Origin of the sequence: Micromonospora sp. FIMYZ51 (assembly GCF_038246755.1) — a bacterium.
In the GTDB taxonomy this organism is placed as follows: domain Bacteria; phylum Actinomycetota; class Actinomycetes; order Mycobacteriales; family Micromonosporaceae; genus Micromonospora.
In genome coordinates this window covers 6,857,664-6,882,869 of the sequence record NZ_CP134706.1, presented here as the reverse complement: position 1 = coordinate 6,882,869, position 25,206 = coordinate 6,857,664, and the positions used below count along the sequence as shown (strand labels likewise).

The window sequence follows — 25,206 nt, the reverse complement described above, 5'->3', positions numbered from 1 at the left end:
TTCTTCATGACTGAGGCCGCGATCGCGATTGTCGGAATGGCCGCCCGGGTGCCGGGCGCGGGCGACGTGGAGACCTTCTGGGCCAACGTGCTCGCCGGGCACGAGGCGATGGTGGAGACCGACGACGAGGTCTCGCTCCGGCACGGCGCGAAGGCGAGTTCCCTCGCCGCCCCGGGCTACCGGCGGGTCTACGCGGGCGCGACCGATCTCGACCTGTTCGACGCGGACTTCTTCGGCCTCAACCCGCGCGAGGCGGCCCTGGCCGACCCACAGTTCCGGCTCTTCCTGGAGCTCGCGCATGCCGGGCTGGAGGCCGCCGGTTACGAGCCGACGCGCGACCTGGGCCGGGTCGGTGTCTACGGTGGCAGTGCGGCCGGCGACTACCGGGAGCGGTACATCGAGGCGAACCCCGGTGTGGCGGCCGCGGCCGGTGGCATGAGCATCCGGATCGGCAACAACGCCGACTACATCGCACCGCTGGTCTCCTACAAACTCGGCTTCCAGGGCCCGAGCGTCTCCGTCTACACCGCCTGCTCCACCTCGCTGGTGGCGGTGCACCTCGGCATCCAGGCGCTGCTGCTCGACGAGATCGACGTGGCGGTCGCCGGCGGCGTGCAGGTCGATCTGCCACTGGAGACCGGCTATCTCCACGAGCCGGGCGGGATCCGCTCCGCAGACGGTCACGTGCGCCCGTTCTCGGCCGACGCGTCCGGCACCATCTTCTCCAACGGCGGCGCCACCGTGGTGCTCAAGCGCCTCGCCGACGCGCTGGCGGCCGGCGACGTCATCCACGGGGTGCTGCTCGGCTCGGCGATCAGCAACGACGGCGACCAGCGGGCCGGCTTCACGGCGCCGGGTGCCGACGGGCAGATCAAGGTCGTCCGGGCGGCGCTGGACCGCGCCGGGCTCACCGCGCGGGCGATCGGGCTGATGGAGGCGCACGGCACCGGCACGGTCGTGGGTGACCCGATCGAGTTCAACGCGCTCACCGACGCCTACCGGCAGGACACTGGCGACACGGGTTTCTGCCGGATCGGATCGGTCAAGGGCAACGTCGGCCACCTCGGGCCGGCCGCAGGAGTGGCCGGCCTGATCAAGGCCACCCTGGCCGTGCGCGACGGGATCATCCCGCCGACCATCAACTGGGCGCCGGTCAACCCGGCGATCGCCCTCGACAGCAGCCCGTTCGAGCTGGCCACGTCGCGGCAGACGTGGGAGGCGTCGGCGGCGGAGCGGATCGCGGCGGTGAGCTCGTTCGGCATCGGCGGCACCAACGCGCACGTGGTGGTGACCGGGCCACCGCCGGTGGCGTCGCGCCCGCCGGTCGACGGGCCGCACCTGCTCACGCTGTCGGCCCGCTCAGCGGAGGCGCTGGACGAGGCGACCGGACGGCTCGCGGACCACCTCGACCGCACCGAGGTCCGGCTCGACGACACGGCGTACACACTGGCGCGTGGGCGTGGTGTGCACCCGTTCCGGCGTACCGTGGTCGCCCGCGACCCGGCCGAGGCCGCCCGAGCGTTGCGTGAGTCCGTCGGCCGGCCGGCCGGCCCGGTCGCGGGCCGCCGCGACGTCGCCTTCCTCCTGCCCGGGCAGGGCGCGCAGTACCCAGGTATGGGCCACGAGCTCTATCGGACCGAAGCGGTCTACCGCGCGGCCGTCGACGAGTGCGCTGCGGGTTTTGCCCCGCTGATCGGCCTCGACCTGCGCGAGCTGCTGCACGCCGACCCCTCCGACGCCCAGGCCCGGACCGCGCTGGCGCAGACCTCGCTGACCCAGCCGGCGATCTTCACGGTCGAGTGGGCGCTGAGCGCGCTGTGGCGCAGCCGGGACGTGACGCCGTCGGCGCTGATCGGGCACAGCATCGGCGAACTCGCCGCAGCCACCATCGCCGGGGTGTTCCCGCTGGAGGACGCGCTGCGGGTGGTCGCCGCGCGTGGCCGACTCATGCAGTCGGCGCAGCCCGGCGCGATGCTCGCACTGCCGCTCAGCGCCGACGCGGTCACCGAGCTGCTGCCGACCGATCTGGAGGTCGCCGCGGCCAACTCGCCGTCGGCGTGCGTGGTGACCGGCGCAGCCGAGGCGATCGACAGGTTCGCGGTCGAACTGGACGACATCGGCATCACCGGCACGCGGCTGCGGACCTCGCACGCGTTCCACTCGCGGGCGATGGATCCGGTCCTCGACGAGTTCGCCTCGGTCCTGGAAGGCGTGCGGTTCGGTGCCCCGCAGATCCCGTTCCTCTCCAACGTCAGCGGCGACTGGGCCGACCCGGGCGAGGTGATGGAGCCCGGCTACTGGGTCGCGCAGCTGCGGCGGCCGGTGCTCTTCGCCGACGGCGTGACGCGGTTGCTGCGGCGTGGTGAGCCGTTCCTGCTCGAGGTGGGACCGGGGCGGGCGCTCGGGGGGTTCGCGCGGCAGGCCGGCATTGCCGACGGGCGCAACCCGGCGTGGGCGGGCAGCCTGCCCGCCGGGCGCGACGGGACGGCGGAGCCGGACCATCTGCTCGGCGCGGTGGGGGCGTTGTGGGCAGCTGGGGTGCCGGTCGACGTGGCGCCGCCGCGCACCCCGGACGGGCCACGGCGGGTCGTCCTGCCCGGCTATCCGTATCAGCGACGGCGGCACTGGGTCGACCCCGATCCAACGGCGGCCCGTGCGGCCGGGACGGAGCAGGCGGAGATCCCCACCGACCCGATGCTGACTCCGTTCTACGTGCCGGTCTGGAAGCAGGTGCCGCGCGGCGGGGAGCCGGCCGATGTGTACGGCGAGCACTGGCTGGTCGTCGGCGCGGACGCCGACTTCGGCCCGGCGGCCCTGTCGTTCGGCGTGACGGTCACCCGGCTCGACCCCGGGGAACTGCTCATCGAGGACTTCCACGGGTTCATCGCGGACCTGGCGGACGCCGCGCAGATCAAGGCGGTGCTCGGGCGCATCTGGGCCACCGGGCCGGTGCCGGATCGCATCGTGCTCGACCTCGGCCCCCCTGCCGCCTCCCTCGACGCGGCGGCGGCGCACCGGCACTACCGGCGGTCCGCCGTCCTCGCCTCGGCGCTGCTGGACGTGGTCCGGGAGCCGATCGAGATCGTCGCGGTCACCCACGGCATGTTCTCGATCGCGGGCGAGTCGGCGGATCCTTCGGCCGCGACGGCGTTCGGGCCGCTGGGATCGCTGCCCGCCGAGCTTCCGGTGGCGCGCGTGCGGCACATCGACGGACTCGCGCCGGCCGCCCGCCTGGTGGACGAAATCCGCCACGCGGGCGACGAGGTGGTCGCGCTGCGCGGCCACCGGCGGCACGTCCGCTCCTACGACACCGTGCCGAACGTCGAGGTCACCCGGTCCGTGTTCCGGTCAGGTGGCGTCTACGTCATCACCGGCGGTCTCGGCGGCATCGGCGCCACGATCGCCGAGGACCTGGCCCGGGTCGACCGAGCCCGGCTGGTCCTGGTCGGGCGCAGCGGCCTACCCGACCGGGAGACCTGGTCCAAGCTGCTGGAGGCGGACGACACCGACGCCGTCCTGCGCGACCGGATCGAAGCGGTGCGGCGGATGGAGGCCTGCGGCGCGCAGGTACGGGTGCTGGCCGCGGACGTGGCCGATGCCGAGGCGCTGCGGCAAGTCTTCGCGACGGCGACTGCGGAGTTCGGGGTGGTGCACGGCGTCGTGCACGCAGCCGGCCTGCCCGGTGGTCAGCTGCTGGCGCTGCACGACCAGGACGCCGCGGCACGGGTACTGCGGCCCAAGGTGGACGCGCTGGTCGCCCTGTACCAGAGCGCCGCCGACGTGGAGTTCATCGCGCTCTGCTCGTCGATCGTGGCGGTGACCTCGGCGTACGGTCTCTGTGACTACGCCGCCGCCAACCTCTACCTGGACGCTTTCGCGCACGCCGTAGCCGACCGGCCGGACGGCCCCCGGGTCGTTTCGATCAACTGGCTGGGCTGGCGCGAGGTCGGCATGGTCTCCGAACAGGGCGCCTCCGAGGGCGTGCAGGCGCTGCGGGCCATGCGGCTCGACGGCCAGGCCGAGCGGATCGAGCACCCGTTCCTGTCCTCGGTGACCGTGGAGGATTCCGGCCGGCACCGGTACCGGGGCACGTTGCAGCCGGACGGGCACTGGGCGCTCGCCGAGCACCGCATCGCCGGTGAGGCCGTCGTGCCTGCCACGATGCTGCTGGAGAGCGTACGCGCGGCGGCGCATCACGCTTTCGGCGCGGTGCCGATCCGGATCCAGGACGTGCTGCTCATCGACCCGATCGTGGTGACCGGGCCGATGACGCTGACCCTGTCGCTCGACCCCGCCGACGGCGTCTTCGAGGTGACGGTCGGCGAGCGGGTGCACTGCCGGGGCATGGTGCGTGTCCTGACCGAGCAGCCGCCGCCACCGGTCGAGCTGCCCGAGCTGGAACCGGCGAGCGTCGAGCGTGCCTCGGCCGGACTTGTCGACTTCGGACCCCGCTACGACGTGGTACGCGAGTACCACCGGACCGGCGACACCGGCCTGGTCGCCCTGCGCGCCCCCTTCGAGGAGGGGCTCTGGCTGCACCCGGCTCTGCTGGACCGGGCCGCGCACGGGCTGCGCGGCCAGGGCGGCGTCGGATATCTGCCGTTCTCCTACGCGGATGTGCGGGTCTGGGCACCGATCCCGGCCGAGGCGTGGGTCGTGCAGACCCATCGCGGTGATCCCGGGCAGCCGGAGTTCATCGAGATCGACGAGGTCATCGTGGACGCGGACGGCCGGATCTGCGCGACGGTCGGCGGCTACACGCTGCGGGCCCAGCAGGAGCTGCCCGCCCAGGCCGGCGCTCCCGCTCCGGTCGCCACCACGACGGGCAGCCTCACGCTGATCGGCAACGAGCAGGGTGTCGAGCTGTTCCGCCGGATGATGGCGGTCCCCGACCAGCCGCAGCTGATCAACTCGGCCGGGCCGTTGCAGCGCCGAATCGACCAGATGCGCACCTTCTCGACCGACGTGGTGTCGGCGCATGAGGACGCCGCACCGGTGGCCGGGTCGGCCCGGCCGGCGAGCCTCGGCGCGTACGTGCCGCCGGAGACCGACGTCGAGGTCGCGGTGGCCCAGCTCTGGTCACAGTCGCTGGGCATCACGGAGATCAGCCTGGACGACGAGTTCTTCGTGCTCGGCGGCACCTCCCTCACGGCGGTGCAGCTCGCCTCCCGCACGCGGGAACGCTTCGGGGTGGAGTTGTCAGTGGCCGAGCTGTTCGAGCACTCCACGGTGCGGCGGCTCGCCGCGGTGCTGGATGTCCGGCTGGACGCGCTGCTCGACGAACTGGAGGCCCGATGAGCACCCCCAGGCCGTCCCGCGCGGAGCTGCGGGCTCGGATCCTGGCCGGCGAACGCCCGATGGCGGCCCGGGCCGGCGAGCGCCCGGTGGCCCGCCTCGCCCGGCGTGACTCGTTGCCCGATGTGCTGCCGATGACCGACGCCCAGCGCCGGGTGTGGTTCGCCGACCGGCTCGCCGGCCCGTCGCCGGTCTTCACGCTCAGCACTCGGCTGTCGGTCACCGCCGGGGGCGCTGACATCGAGGCCGCCTTCCGGGCCGTGGTCGGCCGGCATGCGTCCCTGCGGAGCAGGGTCGTCGTCGACGACGACGGGGTGCCCGGCATCCGGCTGCGGCCGATCGACGACTTCCGGCCGGAGGTGGTCGACCTCACCGGCCGGACGCAGGCGGAGGCGACGGCCGAGGCCGATCGGCTCGCTGCGGCGGCGGCCGTCCATCGCTTCGAGCCGGAGCACGAGCCGCTGCTGCGGTTCACCCTGCTGCTGATGCCGGAGCAACCGAACCAGCTGATCGTCGCCGTGCACCACCTGACCTGCGACGGGCAGTCGCTGTCCGTGCTGGTCGGCGAGCTGATCACCGGCGTACCGGTGGCGGCTGGCGGCGCCGACTATCCGGACCTTGCGATGTGGCTCGACGCGCCGGAGCAGAAGGCCGCCCGCCGGGCACAGGTCGAGCGGGCCGTGGCGGCGCTCGCCGGGGCCCCACGGCCGGTACGCCTGCCGGCCGACCTCGCCCGCGGAGCCGTGGACGGCGCCTTCGAACACCACTTCGACCTGCCCGAGCAGACGCGCGACGTTGCGCGGCGGCTGAGTGTCTCGGACACGGCGGTCCTCTTCACCGCCTTCAGTCGGGTCGTCGGGGCCTGGACCGGCGAGGAGGATCTGGTCCTCGGGCTGCCGGTGTCGACCCGCGACGACGCGGACGTCGCCGCGATGGTCGGACTCTTCGTCAACACGGTGCTGGTCCGGGTGCGGGCCGACGCGGACGTGTCCGCCGGTGCCGCGGCGATCGCGACCGCGCTGGAGAACCTGCACGCCCCGCTGGAGGAGGTGACCCGGGCCGGGTACGGGGCCGGAGTCTCGCCGGGCGTGTGTTTCAACAAGTTCGCGATCGAACCGAAGGTGCTCGACCTGATCCCGAGGCCGCCGTCACCCGGGGCCGCGGAACGGCCGCTCGTGCTGGAGATCGCGGACGACGGACGGCGCTACCACGCCAAGCTGATCTTCGATCCGGAACTCTACGCTCCGGCGAGCGTGGCGGTGCTCGGCGCGGCCTACCGGACCGAGGTGGAACGGCTGATCGGGTTCGACGCTCCCGCGCGAGGTGTCAGCCAGCCACTCCCGGCGCCGGACCCGGTCGACGTGCTCGCGGTGATCCGTTCGCACGACGGCGTCGCGGTGGACGGCGAGCTGGACTACCGCGAGTTGGTCACGGCGGTCGACGTCCTGGCGGAACGGCTACGGGTTGCCGGGGTGCGGCCCGGTGAGCAGGTCACCGCCGATACGGCTCGCGGGGCGACCGCCGTCGTGGCGCTGCTGGCCTGCCTCGCCGTCGACGCCGTGTACGTGCCGCTGTCCCGCCAGTTGCCGCCGGCGCGCCGGGCCGTGATGACGGCGGGCTGGCTGTTGACCGGGGAGAAGCCGGACGCGCTGGAGCTGCGCCGGGTCTCCGCCGGCCCGGTCGCGGCACCGGGATACGTGATCTACACGTCCGGCAGCACCGGAACGCCTCGCGGCGTGCACGTGCCCGCCGCGACCCTGGTCCGCCACGCCCGCGCGATCGCCGACCGGCTCGGCGTGACCGCCGCCGACCGCTACTTGCAGTTCGCCGACCACGCCTTCGACGCGGCGCTGGAACAGGTGCTCGTGCCACTGCTCAGCGGCGCGACCCTGGTGACCCGTGGCGACGAGCCCTGGGACCCGGCTGATTTCGGCGCGCTGGCCCGACGCACCGGGGTCACCGTCGCCAACCTGCCCACGCCATGGTTCGCCCGGATCAGCGGCTGGGCAGACCTCGCCGCCAGCGCTCTGCGGATCGTGATGGCCGGCGGCGACGCCCTCACCGCGGCGGCCGTCGCCCGCTGGGCCGCGCATGCACCGCGGCACATCACGCTGCTCAACGCGTACGGGCCGACCGAATCGGTGATCACCGCAGCCATCGGGGAGGTGCCGGTCGACGGACCGACGCCGGCCCGGCCACCGATCGGTACCGCAGTGGCCGGGCACGACCTGCTCGTCCGCGACCGGTCCTGGCAGGCGGCCGGCCCAGGCGAGGTCGGCGAGCTCTACGTCGGCGGACTGTTGGCCACCGGCTATCTCGACGATCCACGCGCGACCGCCCGGAGGTTCGTGCCGCACCCGTACCAGCCCGGCGAGCGGGTCTACCGCACCGGCGACCTGGTGCGCAGCACCCCTGGCGGCATCGGCCTGGAGTTCCTGCGTCGGGTGGACGACCAGGTGAAGGTGCGGGGAATCCGCGTGGAACTCGGCGACGTCGAGGCCGCGCTGCGCAGCCACCCCGACGTGCGGGAGGCAGCCGCGACCGTCGGCGACAGCCACCTGATCGGCTGGGTCACGCTGCACCCGGGGGCCCGGGCCGGCGAGGCGGAACTGCGTGCCGCCGCCGCAGCTCACCTACCGCACGCCGCCGTGCCGCGCCGCGTGCACATCCTGGACACACTGCCGCGCGGAGCGGGCGAGAAGGTCGACCGCCAGGCCCTGCGGCAGCTGCCCGACATCCCGGCTGCGCCCGCCGACGGCAAGGTGGACAGCACCACCGCTGCGGTGGTCACGATGGCCACCGAACTGGTGAACGCGCCGGTCGGCCCGGACACGGACTTCTTCACGGCCGGCGCCGACTCACTTACCGCCGCGCGGCTGGCGGCCCGCTGCACCGCAACCTTCGCCGTCCGGATCGACCTCGCCACGGTGTTCGAGCACCCCACCCCCCGCCGCTTGGCCGCCGTCATCACCGCAGGCCCCGAAGACGCGCAAGCTGCGGTGGTCTCCGGCGGCGCGCCAGCTGCCGCCGTCACCGCAGGTGCCGGCGTCGGCCGTGCCGCTGCCGGCGCCGACGAGGGCCGAGATTCCGCGTCGGCCGAGGTGACGGCCCGGTGGCCCCGGGCCGGTGAGGCACGTGCGCTGACGCCGACGCAGCAGCGGTTCTGGTTCGCCTCGCGGTGGGACGGTGCGGCGGCGCAGGTTGTCGCGATACCGCTGCGGCTCGACGGGCCGCTCGACCGCGCCGCCCTGGCGAAGGCGGTGACGGCCCTGGTGCGCCGGCACGGTGTGCTGCGCAGCCGGATCACCGGCTGGGGTGACGGGGTGCGGGCACAGGTCGTCGACGTCGATGCCGGGCTGCTCGCCGACCAGCTCGCCGAGCGGACCGCCCCCGACGCGGCCACCGCGGACCGGGCCGTGGCCGCGCACATCCAGGAGTCGTTCGACCTGCGGTCCGGCTGGTTCCGTCCCTACCTGACCCGGCTGGCCGGCGGCGGCCACGTGCTGCACCTGGCCGTCCACCACATCGCGGTCGACGGCGATTCGGTCGGTGCGCTCGTCACCGAGCTGCTGACGACCTATGCGGCGGCAACCCGTGGCGAACCCGTCGGCGACAAACCGGCCCGGCAGTATCCCGACATCACCCGCGGCACGACGATCTCGGCCGAGCAGGCCGCCGCCGAGCTGGCCGGCACCGTGCCGCTGGATCTTTCCGCCGCCGGTGGGCAGCCGGACGCCGCCGGCATCGGCGTGCTCGCCGTTGCGGTGCAACCGCACCGGCCCGCCGAGTTGGCCCGGCGGCAGCAGGTGACCGCGTACTCGGTGGTGATGGCCGCCTGGCAGCGTGCCCTGATCCGCTGGACCGGCCGGGACAGTTTCGCTGTCGGGCTGCCGGTGTCGCTCCGTGAACCGGACGACGCCGGCGTGCTCGGCCCGTTCCTCAACACGGTCGCCGTGGCCGCCGTGCCACTCGACGGTGACCCGGGCCGGCACGCGCAGCGGGTCCACGCCGACCTCACCGCCGCGTACGCCCGTCGCGAGGTGCCGTTCGACCAGGTGGCCGCTGCCCTCGCCGCCCTACCGGGCCGGGCACCGGACGCCCCGGTGTTCCAGACCATGCTCGGGTGGGAAGCTGGCCACCGCTCGGTCGCACTTGGCGACCTGCACGTCGACTGGTTCGAGCCGACACCGCTGGGCCTGCCCGCCCCGCTGGTCCTGATCGTCACGGCCGGCGAGGGGCACCGCCTGACGCTGCGCTACGACCGGGCGCGCGTCGGGCCGGGCCGCGCTGCCGAACTGGCCGACCTGTTGGCGTCCGAACTGGTCGGTCCCCGTGACGTCGTCGGCCGGATGACCGAGCTGGTGGCCACCCGGCCGCAGGCCACCGCCGTGGTCCAGGGGGACCGGGCGCTCGACTTCGCCGCGCTCGACAGTGCGGTGACGCGAACCGCCGCCGGCCTGTACGCGGCCGGCGTACGCCGGGGCGACCCGGTGCTCGTCGTGCTGGCGAACAAGGTGGACACGCTGGTCGCCGCGCATGCTCTCTGGCGTCTCGGTGCGATCCATGTCCCGCTCGGCGCCACACCCCCGGCGGACCGGGTACGCCGGATCGCCGCCACCAGCGGCGCCCGCCACCTGATCACCGACCGGATCGACGGCGACGGCCACGGCGTCGTCGAGGATGGCCCGGCGGTCATCGGTTGGCCCTGTGCCGCCGACGAAGCCGGCCTTCCCTCGGTGGAGCTGTCCGCCTGGGACGCCGCGTACGTCATCCACACCTCGGGCTCGACCGGGGAGCCGAAGGGCGTCGTGGTGGAGCACGGGCAGCTGGCCGCGTTCCTCGATGCGTTCGGTGACTATGCCGGCTGGGCGGGCGCCGACTGCCTGGTCGGCCTCGCCGCGTCCACCTTCGACGCGAGCGTCATGGAGATGTGCTGGCCGGTGCGGCGCGGACAGCCGGTGATCTATCCCGAGGAGTCGGTCACCTTCGACCCGTCCGCGGTCGTACGCGCTCTGGAGAACGCCCGCCGGTATGGTCAGGCGCCCGCCGCCTTCGCCACGCCGAGCCTGTGGCGCGAGGTGCTGCGGGTCGGGCCCGAGTCACTTGCCGGAGTCGCGGTGGCGATCGGCGGCGAACTCGTGCCGGCCGCCACGCTGCTCGCGTTGCGGGCGGCGGGAGCCGAGGTGAGCTGCTGTTACGGGCCGACCGAGTGCACGATCATCTGCGCGATCGGCCCGGTCGAGGGCGAACCGACGTCCGGCCTCGTCGGCCGGGAACTGCCCGGCACCAGCATGCCGATCGACGACGACGAGATCTTCGTGGCCGGACCGCTGGTTGCCCGGGGCTATCTGGGTGATCCACGGCTGACCGCACTGCGGTTCGTGCCGGACACCGCAGGCGCCCGGCGCTACCGCACCGGCGATCGGGCGCGGCGTGCGGCGGACGGCACCCTGCGGTTCATCGGTCGTGCCGACGACCAGGTAAAGGTCCGGGGCGTACGCATCGAACTCGGCGAGGTGGAAAGCTGCCTGGCCGGGCATCCGGCCGTCCGGGCGGCAGCCGTGGCGCTGACCGGTGAGGACGGCGCCACCAGGCTGGTCGCCGCGGTGGTCCCGCACGAGCCCGAACCGGCCGGCTTCACCGCCGACGTGCGGCGCTGGGCGGAGAGCCGGCTGGTTCCCCAGGCCGTGCCGGCGGTGGTCGCGGTCGCCGAGCTGCCGGTGACGGAGAACGGCAAGGTCGACCGCAGCGCCGTGACCAGCCTGCTCGACCGGGCCGGCGGGGCGCCGGACGGTGGCGCGCCCGACGGTGGCGCGCCGGACGACGGGGATGCCGTGTCGCGGCTGGTGGCCGCGGTCTGGCAGGCGCATCTCGGGGTCGAGGTGGCCGGGCCGGACACCGACTTCTTCGAGGCCGGTGGGCACTCGATCGCCCTGTTGCACGTCGTCGAGACCCTCGAACGGCTCTTCTCGATCTCCTTCCCGATCGCGCAGGCCTTCCGGGTCCGCACGGTCGACGCGATGGCGCGGGAGATTCGCGTGATCGCGGGGGACCGGGCCGAACCGACGGCCGCCATCGCGCTGGAGGTGTTCGGCTCATGACCTTGCAGATGAACGACCCGGACCGGCTCGCCGAGTTCCAGCGTCGCCTCGCCGCCGCCGGCCTGACCTCCCCGACGGCCCCGGCACCCGAGACCCGGGCCGAGGAATCCGGGCGGCGGGAACTGCGACCCACCGAGGCCGGCCTCTGGTTTCTCGACCGGATGCACCCGGGCAGCCCGGACTACATCGTCGCGGTGGCCGTCGCGGTCTCCGGACGGCTCGACACCGAGCGGCTCGCCGCCGCCTTCGCCAGCGTGGTCGCGGCCCACCCGCAGCTGCGGACCCGCTTCGGCGAGGTGGACGGCAAGGCGTACGCCGAAACCGTGCCGGTGCCGCCGCCACGCCTCGCGGTCGAAACCGTCGCCGACCTCGACGCCTGGTTGCGCCGTACCGCGGTCGAGCCGTTCGATCTCGCGGCTGGCGAGCTCGTTCGGCTGCGCCTCGCCGCAGCCGGTGACCAGCAGGTCGTCCTGCTGACCGCGCACCACATCGTGGTCGACGGGACAGCGCTCGACCTGCTCGGCACCGAACTCTTCACCCGCTACGCCGGCCGCGAACCGGCAACCGCACCGATCGCCGCGCCCGCCCCCGCGCCGGCCGCCGACTCCAGCCTCGACTGGTGGCGTGCTCGGCTTGCCGGGGCGACGCTGCCCGAGCCCGCTTCGGCCGGTCCCCGTCGGGGCCGGCGGATCGGCGCCGACCTGGACTCGACGGTGCGCGAGCGGGTCGACGCGGTGGCCCGCGCGTACGACGTGACGCGGCCCGCGGTCTTCGCCGCCGCCTTCCGGATCGTGACGCGGGCGCTGTTCGCCCACGATGACCTGCTCATCGGGACGCCGGTGAACCTGCGTACCGAGCAGCAGGCCGCCGCGCTCGGCAACTTCGCCAACCTGGTCTGCCTGCGCAACCCGCTCCGGCCGGCGATGCGGCTGGCCGATCTGCTCCGCGCCGAGCAGCAGATGCTGATCGAGGCGATCGCGCACCGGGACACCCCGTTCGACCAGGTTGCCAAACTGCTCCGGGACGAGGCCCCGGTGCAGGTCGTCTTCACCCACCACCGCACTCGGACCCGGCACGAGGTGCTGATCGGCGATCTGGCGCTGCGGCGGCTCGACGTCGACCTGGGTACCACGAAATTCGATCTGACCCTTCAGGTGGAGGAGGGCGACGAGCGGACCCGGATCTGGCTGGAACACGACCGCTCGCGCTATCCCGCCGACGTGGCCCAGTCCGTGCTGGACAGCTGCCTGCTCGCCCTTGCCGCCATCGCGGACCGGCCGGACACCACGCTGGGCGAGGTGAGCCTGGGCGCCGCTGCCCCGATCGCACCGACGTGGACGCCGGTCGGGACGCGGGGCGTAGTGGGCTGGTTCGAGGACCGGGCCGCGAACACGCCCGATCGGGTCGCGGTCGACGGGGACGAGCCGGTCAGCTACGCGCAGCTGGACGCCTGGGCGGACCGGGTGGCGTACGAGATCGATCGCAGCGCAACGACTTCGCCGGTTGCCGTGCTGACCGGCCGCACGGCGGCCATGGTGGCCGCGATCCTGGGGGTCGCCAAGGCCGGGCGGACCTACCTGCCGATCGACCCGGAACATCCGCCGCAGCGGATCCGGCGCGTTCTCGGGGCGTCCGGCGCTGAGATCATCGTGACCGCCGGCGAGGTGGAGCCGCCGCCGGGACTGCGGGTCGTCGACGCGGACGCCTGCCGGGCCGCAGACCTCCCCGGCGATCGGAGCCGGCCGGCGATTCCCTGGACGGCGCCGCTCTACCGCATCTACACCTCGGGCTCGACCGGCGAGCCCAAGGGCGTCGAGGTCACCCACGAGAACCTGGGTTCCCTCATCGACGGCGCACGCGAACTGCTGGCCCTGACCGAGAACGACAGGTGGAGCCTCTTCCACTCGATCGCGTTCGACTTCTCGGTGTGGGAGTTGTGGGGGCCGCTGGTGACCGGGGCGACAGTGGTGCCGGTGGACCGGACTGTCGCCCGGGCGCCGGAGCGGTTCTCCGCGCTGCTGCGCGACCGCCGGATCACCGTGCTCAACCAGACGCCTACCGCGTTCGGAGCGATCAGCGCACTGGCCAGCCCCACCGATCTGCCCGACCTGCGGCTCGTGGTGTTCGGCGGGGAGGCGCTCCGGCCGTCGACGCTCACCGGATGGTTCGACGGGCCGAGGCTTGTCAACATGTACGGGATCACCGAGACCACGGTTCACGTGACCTGGCGGGACATCACCCGGGCGGACGTCGATGGCGGCACCAGTCCGATCGGTGGCCCGCTGCCGACGTTGAGCGCGGTGGTCGCCGACGCCGACCTGCGTCCGCAACCGCTGGGCTTCCCCGGAGAACTGCTCGTCGGCGGCGTCGGGGTGAGCCTCGGCTACCGCGGGTCGCCGTCCCTGACGGCGCTGCGCTTCATCCCGGACCTGGCCGGTGGGGGCGGCCGGATGTACCGCACCGGTGACCGGGTGCGGGCTCGGGCCGGCGGGGACCTCGACTATCTGGGCCGCCTCGACGGCCAGCTCAAGGTGCGCGGCTTCCGGGTCGAGCCGGCGGAGATCGAGCACGTGCTGCTGGAACATCCGGCGGTGTCGGCGGCGGGGGTGGTCGCCGGGACGTCCGGGCCGGCACTCGTCGGTTTCGTGCAGGCCGACGCGGGAGTCGACCTGGACGCCATCCATGACTTCGCGAGTGCCCGGCTACCCGCCCACATGGTGCCGAGGCTGCACCGGGTGGACCTGCTGCCGCGCACGGTGAACGGCAAGCTCGACCGGGGCGTGCTGCGCGACCTGGCGTCGGTGAGCAGCGTCGACGAGCAGGCGGGCCACGTGCCGCCGGCCGGCGAGCGGGAGCGGGCGGTGGCCGCCGTCTGGCAGGAACTGCTCGGCACAGCGCGCGTCGGCGTGACCGACAACTTCTTCCGGCTCGGCGGGGATTCGATCCTGGCGGTGCGGGTGGCCGCGGCGATGACGGCGCAGGGCATCCCGGTGACGGTGGCGGACATCTTCGACCGGCAGACGATCCGCGCGCTGATCGCCGCCTCGGGCGGGACCGGTCCGGAGTCGCGTCCGACCGCAACCGCCGACCACCGGCCGATGCTCGCCCCGGCCGACCGCGAGTCGCTGCCCGCCGGTGTGGAGGACGCCTATCCGCTCACCCTGCTGCAACAGGGGATGCTCTTCCACCAGTTCGAGCAGAACAGCTATCTGAACGTCACCACCACGCGGGTGAGCTGCCAGGTCTTCGACGCAGAGCTGCTGCGACAGGCGTACGACCGGGTGGTGCAGCGGCATCCCGTGCTGCGCAGCGGGTTCGACCTGGCCGGCTTCTCGGAACCGTTGCAGCTGGTCTGGCGGCACGTGGCCGTCGACTTCCCGGTGCTGGACTGGCGTGGTCGCCCGGCGGACGAGGTGCGCCGTGACCTCAAGGAGTGGATGGGCGCACAGCGCCGGGAGCCGCTCGACCTGAGCCGGCCGCCGCTGCTGCGGTTCACCGCGCACCGCACCGGCGACACCGAGTTCTGGCTCAGCGCCGTGGAGTGCCACGCCATCCTGGACGGCTGGAGTTTCACCTCGACGCTCACCGAGGTGCTCGACGAGTACGACGTGCTCTGCGCCGCCGAGCGGGACAACCGGCCGCTGCGGCGCCCGGAGCCGCCGGCCGAATCGTTCGGCGACCAGGTGTGGCGGGAGCGGGCGGCGCTCAACGATCCGGCGGCGATCGCGGCGTTCGACCGGATCCTCGCCGACGCGGCGCCGGTGCGCGTGCCGACGATCAGCGGCGGCGTGGCACACCGGGATCGGGCGCTGCTGCCGTTCGACGAGGAGGTGCGCGAGGGTCTCGCGGCGGCCTCGGCCCGGCTGGGGGTGCCGATGAAGAGCCTCCTGCTTGCCGCGCACGCGGTCGTCATGTCGGCGTTGTCGCACGCCGACCGGGTCACGCTGGGGCTGGTGGTCAACGGGCGGCCGGAGTCGGCGGCCGGCACCGAGACGCGCGGCCTCTACCTGAACACGCTGCCGATGAATGTCACGGTCGGCAGCCGTACGTTCGCCGAGCTGGCCCGTGAGTGTCTGCGGACCGAGAGCGAACTGCTACGGCACCGGACCTACCCGGGCGTGGCGGCGGAACTCGCCCACGGGCGGCAGCAGCTGATGACGACGGCCTTCAACTACACGCGGTTCCACGCGATGAAGCGGGTCAGCGGCGGCGGAGAGGTGCGGCGGGTCGGGCATCTTGAGGAGGACGCGCCGACAAACTATCCGCTCTACGTCTCCTTCGACCACGGGGCCGGCGGGGACGACCACCTCGCGCTGATCATGATGGCGTCGCCGCGGCACTTCTCCGACGCGGCCGTGACGTCGCTGCTCTCCTGCTACCGCACCGTTCTGACGGCGATGGCACGGGACATCGACGCGCCGACCGGCTCGGTCGAGCCGGTCGGGCCGCCGGACCGGCCGGTGCCGGTGACCGTCACCCCGCTGCCGCACGTGATCGCGGAGCGGATCGCGCGGTGGCCGCACCGCACGGCGGTACGGGACACGACCGGCTGCACGGTGAGCTACGGCGAGTTGCACGACCTCGTGGACCGGGCGGTGGCTGGGCTGCACGCGGCCGGGGTCGCCCGGGGCGACACGATCGGCGTCTGCCTGCCCCGCGACCACCGGCTCGTGGTGGCCGTGCTGGCCGTGTTGGCGGCCGGCGCGGTCTACGTGCCGCTCGGGCCGGACCAGCCGGCCGCCCGGCAGCGGGCCGTCCGCGACGTGGCCGGGCTCCGGCACGTCATCACCGCCGGACCGCTCGACCTCGACGTGCCGTTGCTCGACATCGGGAAGCTCACCGCCCATCCCACCCCGGCCGGGTCGTGGCCCGAGCTTGAGCCCGGTGAGCTGGCCTATCTGATGTTCACCTCCGGCTCGACCGGTACGCCGAAGGCCGTGATGATCCCGCACGCCGCGCTGGCGGCCTTCGATGCGGCGATCGGCGACCGCTACCGGCCGGAGACCGTGGTGCTGGCCGCGACCGGCGCCACCTTCGACATCTCGATCGCCGAGCTGCTCCTGCCGCTGGCGCACGGCAGCGCCATCGTCGTGTTCGACCGGGGTGGTGGCTTCGACTGCGCCGATTTCCGGACCACGGTCAAGGAGACCGGGGTCAACCTGGTGCAGGCGACGCCGTCGCTGTGGCGGGAGATCCTGGACGGGCCGGCCGACCTGACCGGCGTCGAGGCGTGGACCGGCGGCGAGGCGCTGACCGCGACGCTCGGGCGTGACCTGGTGGAGCGGGCCGGGACGGTGCGCAACTGGTACGGGCCGACCGAGACGACCATCTGGTCGACTGTGGCACCGCTGACCGGCGACGACCTCAGCTCGGCGACGGTACCGATCGGCACGGCGTTGCCGGGCGAGAGCGCGTACGTGCTGGGGCGCGGCCTGCGGATGGCGCCGGACGAGATGCCCGGCGAGCTGTTCCTCGGCGGGGCCGGCGTGGCGCGGGGATACCTGAGCGATCCGGCGCGGACCGCGCTGCGGTTCGTGCCCGACCCGTACGGCGTGGCCGGCGCTCGCATGTACCGCACCGGAGACCTCGCACACCGCCGCGCCGACGGCACCCTGGTCTTCCTCGGCCGGGTCGACGACCAGGTCAAGGTGCACGGCCACCGAGTCGAGCCAGGCGAGATCGAGGCGGTGCTCACCGGCATCGACGAGGTGTCGCGGGCGGCCGTCGTGCTGCGCGACGGCGAACTCGTGGCCTTCGTCGTGACGTCCGCCGACGTCGACCTGGCCGCCCTGCGTACCCGCCTGCGTGACCGGCTTCCCGCCCCGCTGGTGCCCCGCCTCGTGCGCGTCGAGGCGTTGCCCCTCAGCCCGAACGGCAAGGTCGACCGGGGTCGGCTGCCCGAGGTGTCCGCCACCGAGGACCTGACCGTCGCGCCGTACGCGGCGCCCTCGACCGACGCCCAGCGGGTGCTGGCCGAGGTGTGGCAGGAGGTGCTCGGCGTGGCGGCGGCCGGGCAGCGGGACAACTTTCTCGACCTGGGCGGCGACTCGATCTCGGCGCTGCGGGTGGTGGCCCGCGCCCGGATGCGTGGCGTCGCGGTGTCCGTGGCCGACATCCTCGGCCCGAAGACCCTCGCGGAGATCGCCACCACCGACGCCGCGCAGACCGTTCGTGCCGCCGAGCCGTCGTCGTCCACCGAGCTCGACGGGGTCGACGTCGGCCTTGCCGGGCTCGACGAGACGACCGCCCGGGCCCTGATCGCGCGGCTCGGCCGCGCCGGAGAGGAGCGCCAGCGATGACCCAGGCCAGTCCGGTCGAGGCCATCTTCCCGCTGACCCCGCTTCAGGAGGCCATGCTGCTGGAATCGCTCGATGCCGGCGACGCGCGGGCCTACCTCAGCCAGGTCCGTTACACCCTCGACGGTGACCTCGACACCGACGCGCTCGCCGAGGCGTGGACGGCAGCGGCGGCCAAGCACGAGGCACTGCGAGCCTGCGTGGCCTACACCGGGTTGACCCAGGCGGTGGAGGCGGTCTACCGCGAGCCGCGCGAGCTGTTCGCGGTGGCCGAGGGGGTGTTCGACGACGACGCGCTCGACACCTGGCTGACCGCGGACCTCGACGCCGGGTTCGACCTGGAACGGGCGCCGCTGCACCGGGTCCGGGTGCTGCGCCGGGCCGACGGCGGCTGGGAGATGGTGTGGACCTCGCACCACATCATGATCGATGGCTGGTCCATCCCGATCGTGATCAGCGACGTCTTCGTCGGCTACGGCCTGCGCCGCGCGGGACGGCCGATCGAGCTGACCCCGGCGCCCAGCTACCGGGCGTACGTCGCCTGGGCGGCCGGTCGTGACCCGGCCTCTGCGCTCGCGCACTGGCGGCGGGCGTTGCGTGGGTTCCGTGAGCCGACGCCGTTGCCGGCACCGTTGCCGGGGACGGCCAGGGCCGGCCGCGGCATGATCGAAGCGACGCTCACCCCAGCGGAGTCAGCGGCGCTGACCGCCCGGGCCAAGCGGGAGCGGGTCACGCTCAACACCCTGGCCCAGGCCGCGTGGGCGGTGGTGCTGGCCCGGTTCGCCGGACGCGACGACGTGCTCTTCGGGGCCACCGTGTCGGGACGGCCGGCGACGCTGCCCGGCGCGGAGACCATGGTGGGGCTGTTCATCAACACGTTGCCGGTGCGGGTGCGCATCGCCGGGCGGGTGCCGGTCACGACGTGGTTGCAGGATCTGCAACGGCGGTTCCTCGCGGGGCGCGAATTCGAGGAGATGTCGCTGCGGGACATCCGGGCGGCCTGCGCGGTGCCCCGCGATCAGGGACTTTTCCACAGCATCGTGGTGGTGGAGAACTATCCGCTGATCACGGACAGCCGGTTCTCCGACCGGCAGCCGCCGCTGGGCGTACGGGCGGCGACGTCCCGTGAAGAGCTGGCGCATCCGCTGGTGCTGAGCGTGACCTCGGGCGACCGGGTCACGGTGGAACTCTTCCACGATCACGCCCGGGTCGCCCCGATCGCGGCGGGCGCGATGCTCGACGGGTTCCTGGCGGTGTTGCGCCGGCTGGCCGGCGACCCGGACACCACAGTGCCGGAGCTGCTCGACGCGGTGCCCGCCGCCCCACCGCTGGCCATACCGTCCGGTGTGGACGGTTCGCCGGTGCTGGTTCCCGTGGCCGTCCGGGCCGTCGCGGCGGCCTCTCCGCACGCGGTCGCGGTGGTGGACGGGACGCGGCGGCTCACCTACGGCGAACTGGTCGCGGCGGCTGAAACGGGGGCGGCGCGGCTGCGGGAGCACGGTGCCGGGCCGGGCCGGGCGGTCGCGCTGATCGCCGAACGGTCCGCCGACCGGGTGGTCGCGATGCTTGCCGTCTGGTTCGCCGGCAGCCAGTTCATCGCGCTGGACCCGGCGTGGCCGGCGGCCCGCGTCACCGCCCTGCTGGAGTCCACCGCGCCCGCCCTTGTCGTGTCCGACGACGGCGACATCACGACCGCCTCGCTGAGCGCGGGTCCGCCGGGCGACGATGCCGCGCCGGTCTCCCCGGCCGAGGCCGCGTACACGATCTTCACCTCCGGGACGTCCGGGCAGCCCAAGCCCGTCGTCGTCCCGCACGGCGCGCTCGCCGCCGCGGTGGCCGGGTGGGAGGCCGCGCACGACTTCGCCGGACGCACCGAGCGGCACCTGCACCTGCAAAACCCGGCGTTCGACGTGGCGATCGCCGAGGTGCTGCGGGCACTGTGCGCGGGCCGCACGCTGGTCATCGCCGCACGGGCGGTAGGTGACGACCCGGCGGCGCTGCTCGACCTGCTGCTCGACGAGGAGATCGACGTGGTGGACCTGCCGCCGAGCCTGCTGCGGCCACTGCTCGACGAGGCGGAACTGTCCGGGCAGCGGCTGGACCAGCTCAGCACGGTGCTGGTCGGAGGGGAGGCCTGGCACGCGGCCGACTACCTGCGTCTCACCCAGCTCACCGGCGCGGCCACCCGGGTGATCAACGCGTACGGCATCACCGAGACCGGGATCGACAACGCGTACGCCGTGCTGCGCGGGGTGGGCCGCACCGATCCGCTCTGGCTGGACAGCACCTATCCGGGGACGGAAGCGTTCCTGGTGGACGGCCGAGGCAGGCCGGTGCCGCGCGGCGCCCGGGGCGAGGTGTGGCTCGCCGGGAGGACCCTGGCCCGAGGTTACGACGGCGACCCGGCCCGCACCGCGATACGTTTCGTGCCGGACGAGCGTCCCGGGCAGCGCGGCGGCCGGGCCTACCGCACCGGCGACGCGGGCACCATTGACGACCGTGGGCGGTTGTTCCTGCTGGGCCGCCTCGACGCGCAGCTCTCCGTGAACGGCCACCGCATCGAGCCGCAGGAGGTCGAGGCGGTGCTGCGGTCGCACCCCCAGGTGACCGGCGCGGCGGTGACGGTCCGGGACGGGCGGCTCGTGGCGTTCGTGACCGGCGACGCCGATGGCGACGTGCTGCGGCGGCACGCGGCGGCGGTGCTCCCGTCCTACGCGGTGCCGGCCGTGGCTCGCATCGACGTGCTGCCGGTGACCGCGAACGGCAAGCTCGACCGCGCCGCCCTGCCGCAGTGGACCGGCCCGCAGCCGACCGGGCACGTCGCCGCAGCCACCCCGACCGAGCAGGCTCTCGTCGAGGTCTGGGAGGAGGTGCTCGGGGTCACCGGGATCGGGGTGCGGGACAACTTCTTCGACCTGGGCGGCGACTCGATCGCCGGCCTGCGGGTCAAGGGCCGGGCCGCCGGGCGCGGCATCGACCTTCAGCCGCGGGACGTCTTCAGTCACCAGACGATCGCCGAACTGGCCGCACACGTCGACGCCGCCGCGCCCACGCCGCAGGCCGAGCACGCCGCGTCCGGTACGAACATCCCGCTGCTGCCGGTGCAGCGGATCTTCCTGGACGAGGCCGGTGCCGACCCGGCGCACTACGACATGGTCCAGGGCATCCAACTCGACCGGGAGCTGGACCCGTCGACGCTGCGGGAGGCGCTGATCGCGGTCGCCCGCCGACACGGCGCGCTGCGGTTGCGTTTCGACCGCACCTCGACCGGTTGGCAACAGTGGCTCACCGGTGAACCGCAGGTCACCTTCCGGCTGATCGACCAGCGTGCGGAGCCGCGCCCGCACGACGACGTGGTGGCCGGTCTGCGCGCCTGCGCTGACCTCGCCACAGCGCCACCCTGGTCCGGCACGATGGTGCTCGACCCCGGGCGGACGACGCTCTACCTGGCCGTGCACCACCTGGTCATGGACATCTACTCGTGGCGGATCATCGTCGAGGACCTGCTACGGGCCTATGCGGGGCAGCTCGACGGCGAGCCGTCCCCCGGCTACCCGGAGTACGCCCTGGCCGCGGCGGCCGAGACCGCGCGGATCCGCGACCTGGCGTCCGACTGGCTCGCCGTGGTGGGCACACCCCGGCCGGTTCCGGTCACCGGGGAAGGCCCCAACACGCTCGGCGGCGTTCGCAGTTCGACCGCGTCGGCCTCCCGTGAGGCCACCGCACGGCTGCACCGGTTGCGCGCTCCCGGCGCCACGGCCAGCCCGGTGCTCACCACGCTGCTCGCGGCGCTGTCCCGCGCGTACGGCCGGTGGACCGGCGAGGACCTCTACCTCTTCGTGGAGAGCCACGGGCGGGACGGGTCCTTCGGCGGGGTGGACGTCAGCGCGACAGTCGGCTGGTTCACCGCGCTCTACCCGGTCACCGTGCGCTACCGGCCCGAGATCTCGTACGCCGGTGTCTGGCAGGAGGTCCGGCGGCTGCTCGAAGCCGTACCCCAGCCGGTCTCGTCCTTCGGCCTGCTGCACCGCAGCGCCGAGCTGACCGGCGCACCGTCGGCCCTCACCGGCCTGGCGTTGCCACAGATCGCGTTCAACCACACCGGCACGATGTCCGCCGACACCGCAGCGCGCGACGGCCTCACCGTGCTGCCGGTGCCCGCGCTGACCGCCGACCCCAGCACCGGCCGCGACCAGCTCATCGACATCGAGAGCGGCATCGCCGACGGGCGGCTGGAGTTCGCCGTCAACTACAGCTCCGCACACTTCGATCAGGGCTCGATCGAGAAGTTCGCCGCCCTGTTCGTCGACGAACTCGAGAACCTGCCGGACGACATCGAGGAGGAGGACAGCCATGGCGCTGTTTGACGAGGACGACGACACCATCATCTACACCGTCGTGGTCAACCACGAGGAGCAGTACTCGGTGTGGCCGGTCGACCGGCCGATCCCGGACGGCTGGCGCGAGGACGGCGTGAGCGGCCGGATCCGCGAGTGCCTCGACCACATCGAGAAGGTCTGGGTGGACATGCGTCCGCTGAGCCTGCGCCGTGCCCTGGAGCCGCGGTGACGGTCTCCACCCTGCTGCCGTACGGCACGAGATGGTCGCTCGTGCCGTCGGTGTTCGCCCGGGTCGCGGGGATGCCGTTCGACTGGCTCGAGATCGACGCGCCGGACGACTACGCGGCGGCCCGTGCGGCAGGCGAGCAGGCACTTGGCCGGATCCTCCGCGAGCCGGCCTTCACCGCGGCGCTGACCTGGCAGAACCGCGACATGCTCCGGCAGGCCACGCGCAACCTCGGCTCGGCGCGCGGGTGGCGGCGTCGCGAGGCGCAGCGCCGGCTCTGGGCGTACGCGGCGCGTTACTGCGCCAAGAACGACACCATCGGCTTCTTCGGCCCGATCGTGTGGGGATCGATCGTCGCCGGTGCCACCGAGATCGGCCCGGTGACCGGCCGGATGCGTCGGCGCGGAGTGTTCTTCGAGCACTGGGCGTTGCGGGCGGTCGCCGCCGCCCTGGAGACCCGCCACGGGCTCGGCCCGTGGACCGCCCCACGGCTGGCCGCCGGTGTGACGGTCGTGCCGGACGGAGTGCTGCTCGCCGACGGCAGCCCGCTGCGCCTCGACGTGCTGTCCCGGCGGGTCGTCGAGCTCGCCGACGGCAGCCGGACCGGTGACGACCTGCTTGCCGAACTGTCGGACGCGGACGCGGCGGAGGTGCGGTCCGTGCTGGCCAGGCTGCGCGCCATGGGCGTGCTCACCGCCGGCCTGGTCGTGCCGCGGCGCCTCGACGCCGAGGTGGCGTTGCGCGGTCAGCTCCTGCGTGTCGGCGACCCGGTGCGCCGCACTGCCGCCCTGGCCGACCTTGCCTCGCTGGTCGCCGCGCGTGACCGGGTGGCGGCTGGCGGCGAGCTGGGCGACGCGCTCGAGGAACTCGACGCGGTCTTCGAGCGGATCTGCGACCAGGCCGCAGTGCGCTCCGACGCCGGCCAGTTCTACGCCGGACGCCAGCCCGTCTACGAGGACTGTCTCGGCGACCTGCCGGTGCGCCTGGGCATGGACCTGCTCGACGGGATCCGCCCGGCGCTGGAGCTGCTGCTGCACGGCGCCTCGTGGTTCACCCGCGAGGTGGCCCGGGAGTTCACCCGGCTCGCCGCCGACGTGGTGCGGACCCGGGAAGTCTCGCCCGGCCTCGGTGTGCCCCTGGCCGAGGTGCTCGACAAGATCGGCCCGGCCAGCGCCTGGGGTGTGGACTCGCCGGCCGACGCCGCTGCGGCGCGGCTGCGACAGAAATGGCGGTCCCTGCTGCTCCGCGACGTCCCGGCCGGGCAGCGTCGCGTCACGCACCACTCCGCCGACCTGCGTGCGGCGGTCGACCACACCTTCGACCACGATCCGGCCGCCTGGCGCGGCATGCGATGGTTCAGCCCCGATCTGATGCTCGCGGCGACGCCCACCGGTGAGCTGTTCGCCGTCCTCGGCGAGTTGCACCCGGCGGCAAACACCATGGAGGTGCTCGCCGCCGATGCGTGGCATCCCGACCGGGCGGCGCTGCACGACTGGATCGACGATGCGGGCGGCGACGACCGGGTCATCCCGCTCTATCCGCTTGATCACGAGCAGGTCAACTCGCGTACGGTGCCACCGCCCGCCTACCTGCCGCCCTCGGCGTCCTACCTGGGGCTCGGCACCGGCCCGGCCTACCACCCCCGGGGATCGCGGCTCCTGCCCGTCTCGGCCCTGCGGGTGGTGACCGACGGGGACACCGTGACCGTGCGGTCGGTGACCGATCCGGGCTGGTCCGCCGACCTGGCCGGGGTGCTTGCCGACTTCGTGGCCAACGCCGCCGCGACCCGCTTCGGCCTGCTACCCGCCGCCGCCCACCGGCCGCGCGTGACAATCGACGATCTGGTCGTGCAGCGCGAGAGCTGGACCCTCACCCACGACGAGCTGCCCGACACGAGCCTGCCTCCCGAACGGCTGCACCACGCGCTGCGCCGCGTCTGCGCGGAGCACGGTATGCCCCGGCACCTGTTCGCCACCGTTCACGGCGAGCGCAAGCCGTTCCACGTCGACCTTGCCAACCCGCTGTCGGCAGAGGTCCTGCTCTCGCAGCTGCGCTCCGGCCGCCGCCGCGACCCGGACGGGACCGTCACGCTCGCCGAGATGCTGCCTGGCCCGGACCAGCTGTGGCTGACCGACGAGCGGGGTCGGCGCTACACCGCCGAGTTCCGCCTAGCCTGTGTGGAGCGCCGATGAGCGTGCGACTCGTACCTCCGCCGCCGCCGGGCGACGGCTCGGTCCTGGTGGTGATCCCGTACGCGGGCAGCGGCGCGGCGCCGTTCCGCGACTGGGCCGGCGAGCTCGGCGACCTGGCCAGCGTCACCACCGTGCTGCTACCCGGTCGTGAGCAGCTCTTCGACCAGCCGCCGCTGCGGTCCGTGCCCGAGGTGGTGCGGGCACTTGCCCCGCTGGTGACCGCGCTGCATCCTCGCCCGGTGGTGCTCTTCGGGCACAGCATGGGCGCGGTGATCGCCTTCGCGCTCGCCCGCGAGCTGCGCCACGCCGACGCCTCCCCGGCCGCGCTTATCGTCTCCGGCTCCGGTAGCCCCTGCCGTCGCGACCCCGAGCAGGTGCACCTGATGACGGACGCGGCGCTGATCCAGCACACCGCCGACTACGGCGGCCTGCCGGACGACCTGACCGCGCACCCCGACCTGCTCGCCGTCTTCGTGCCGATCCTGCGCGCCGACTACCAGCTCCTGGAGACCTGGACCCCGCCGCCGGAGCCGCCACTGGACATCCCGATGACGGTGCTGCGCGGCGTCAGCGACACGGCGGTGACCGACTACCAGGCCGACGGTTGGGCCCGCCACGCCGCCCAGCAGCCGGTCGAGCGTTACTTCGCCGGCGGCCACTTCTTCGTGCACACCGCCCGTACCGAGGTGCTGCGAACGGTCCGTGAGGTCCTCGCCGCCGTGCCCCGCCCCACGAATTCCCGAAACTGAGGAGGAC

Annotated in this window: 7 protein-coding genes; all 7 read left to right on the top strand. The window is 73.6% G+C overall.

The features are described 5' to 3' along the window. Window positions 1–6 precede the first annotated feature (6 nt). From QQG74_RS30825 to QQG74_RS30795, 7 genes are read left to right on the top strand one after another with little or no spacing between them, the layout of a single operon-like run. The gene (locus tag QQG74_RS30825; RefSeq protein ID WP_341718123.1) at window positions 7–5,298 is read left to right on the top strand and encodes an SDR family NAD(P)-dependent oxidoreductase; all 5,292 of its coding nucleotides are present in this window, start codon (window positions 7–9) and stop codon (window positions 5,296–5,298) included. Beyond that, complete coding sequence (locus QQG74_RS30820; protein ID WP_341718122.1) at window positions 5,295–11,396, top strand: AMP-binding protein; 6,102 nt, start codon at window positions 5,295–5,297, stop codon at window positions 11,394–11,396. Before QQG74_RS30825 ends, QQG74_RS30820 begins: the two co-directional genes overlap by 4 nt. Continuing rightward, window positions 11,393–17,695: an amino acid adenylation domain-containing protein gene (locus tag QQG74_RS30815; protein ID WP_341718121.1), complete on the top strand. Its 6,303-nt coding sequence runs from the start codon at window positions 11,393–11,395 to the stop codon at window positions 17,693–17,695. Before QQG74_RS30820 ends, QQG74_RS30815 begins: the two co-directional genes overlap by 4 nt. After that, window positions 17,692–22,059, top strand: coding sequence for a condensation domain-containing protein (locus QQG74_RS30810; RefSeq protein ID WP_341718120.1), 4,368 nt, complete (start codon window positions 17,692–17,694; stop codon window positions 22,057–22,059). Before QQG74_RS30815 ends, QQG74_RS30810 begins: the two co-directional genes overlap by 4 nt. Further along, window positions 22,046–22,261, top strand: a complete 216-nt coding sequence (locus QQG74_RS30805) for an MbtH family protein (RefSeq protein ID WP_341718119.1) — start codon at window positions 22,046–22,048, stop codon at window positions 22,259–22,261. Before QQG74_RS30810 ends, QQG74_RS30805 begins: the two co-directional genes overlap by 14 nt. Then, the gene (locus QQG74_RS30800) at window positions 22,258–24,450 is read left to right on the top strand and encodes a lantibiotic dehydratase (RefSeq protein WP_341718118.1); all 2,193 of its coding nucleotides are present in this window, start codon (window positions 22,258–22,260) and stop codon (window positions 24,448–24,450) included. Before QQG74_RS30805 ends, QQG74_RS30800 begins: the two co-directional genes overlap by 4 nt. Continuing rightward, window positions 24,447–25,199 (top strand): alpha/beta fold hydrolase, encoded by a 753-nt coding sequence (locus QQG74_RS30795; RefSeq protein WP_341718117.1) that lies wholly within the window; start codon window positions 24,447–24,449, stop codon window positions 25,197–25,199. Before QQG74_RS30800 ends, QQG74_RS30795 begins: the two co-directional genes overlap by 4 nt. Window positions 25,200–25,206 lie beyond the last annotated feature (7 nt).

Bases quoted from the DNA above. Each gene is read 5' to 3' on its own strand.
- QQG74_RS30825 (WP_341718123.1), top strand. From the start codon at position 7: ATGACTGAGGCCGCGATCGCGATTGTCGGAATGGCCGCCCGGGTGCCG.
- QQG74_RS30820 (WP_341718122.1), top strand. From the start codon at position 5,295: ATGAGCACCCCCAGGCCGTCCCGCGCGGAGCTGCGGGCTCGGATCCTG.
- QQG74_RS30815 (WP_341718121.1), top strand. From the start codon at position 11,393: ATGACCTTGCAGATGAACGACCCGGACCGGCTCGCCGAGTTCCAGCGT.
- QQG74_RS30810 (WP_341718120.1), top strand. From the start codon at position 17,692: ATGACCCAGGCCAGTCCGGTCGAGGCCATCTTCCCGCTGACCCCGCTT.
- QQG74_RS30805 (WP_341718119.1), top strand. From the start codon at position 22,046: ATGGCGCTGTTTGACGAGGACGACGACACCATCATCTACACCGTCGTG.
- QQG74_RS30795 (WP_341718117.1), top strand. From the start codon at position 24,447: ATGAGCGTGCGACTCGTACCTCCGCCGCCGCCGGGCGACGGCTCGGTC.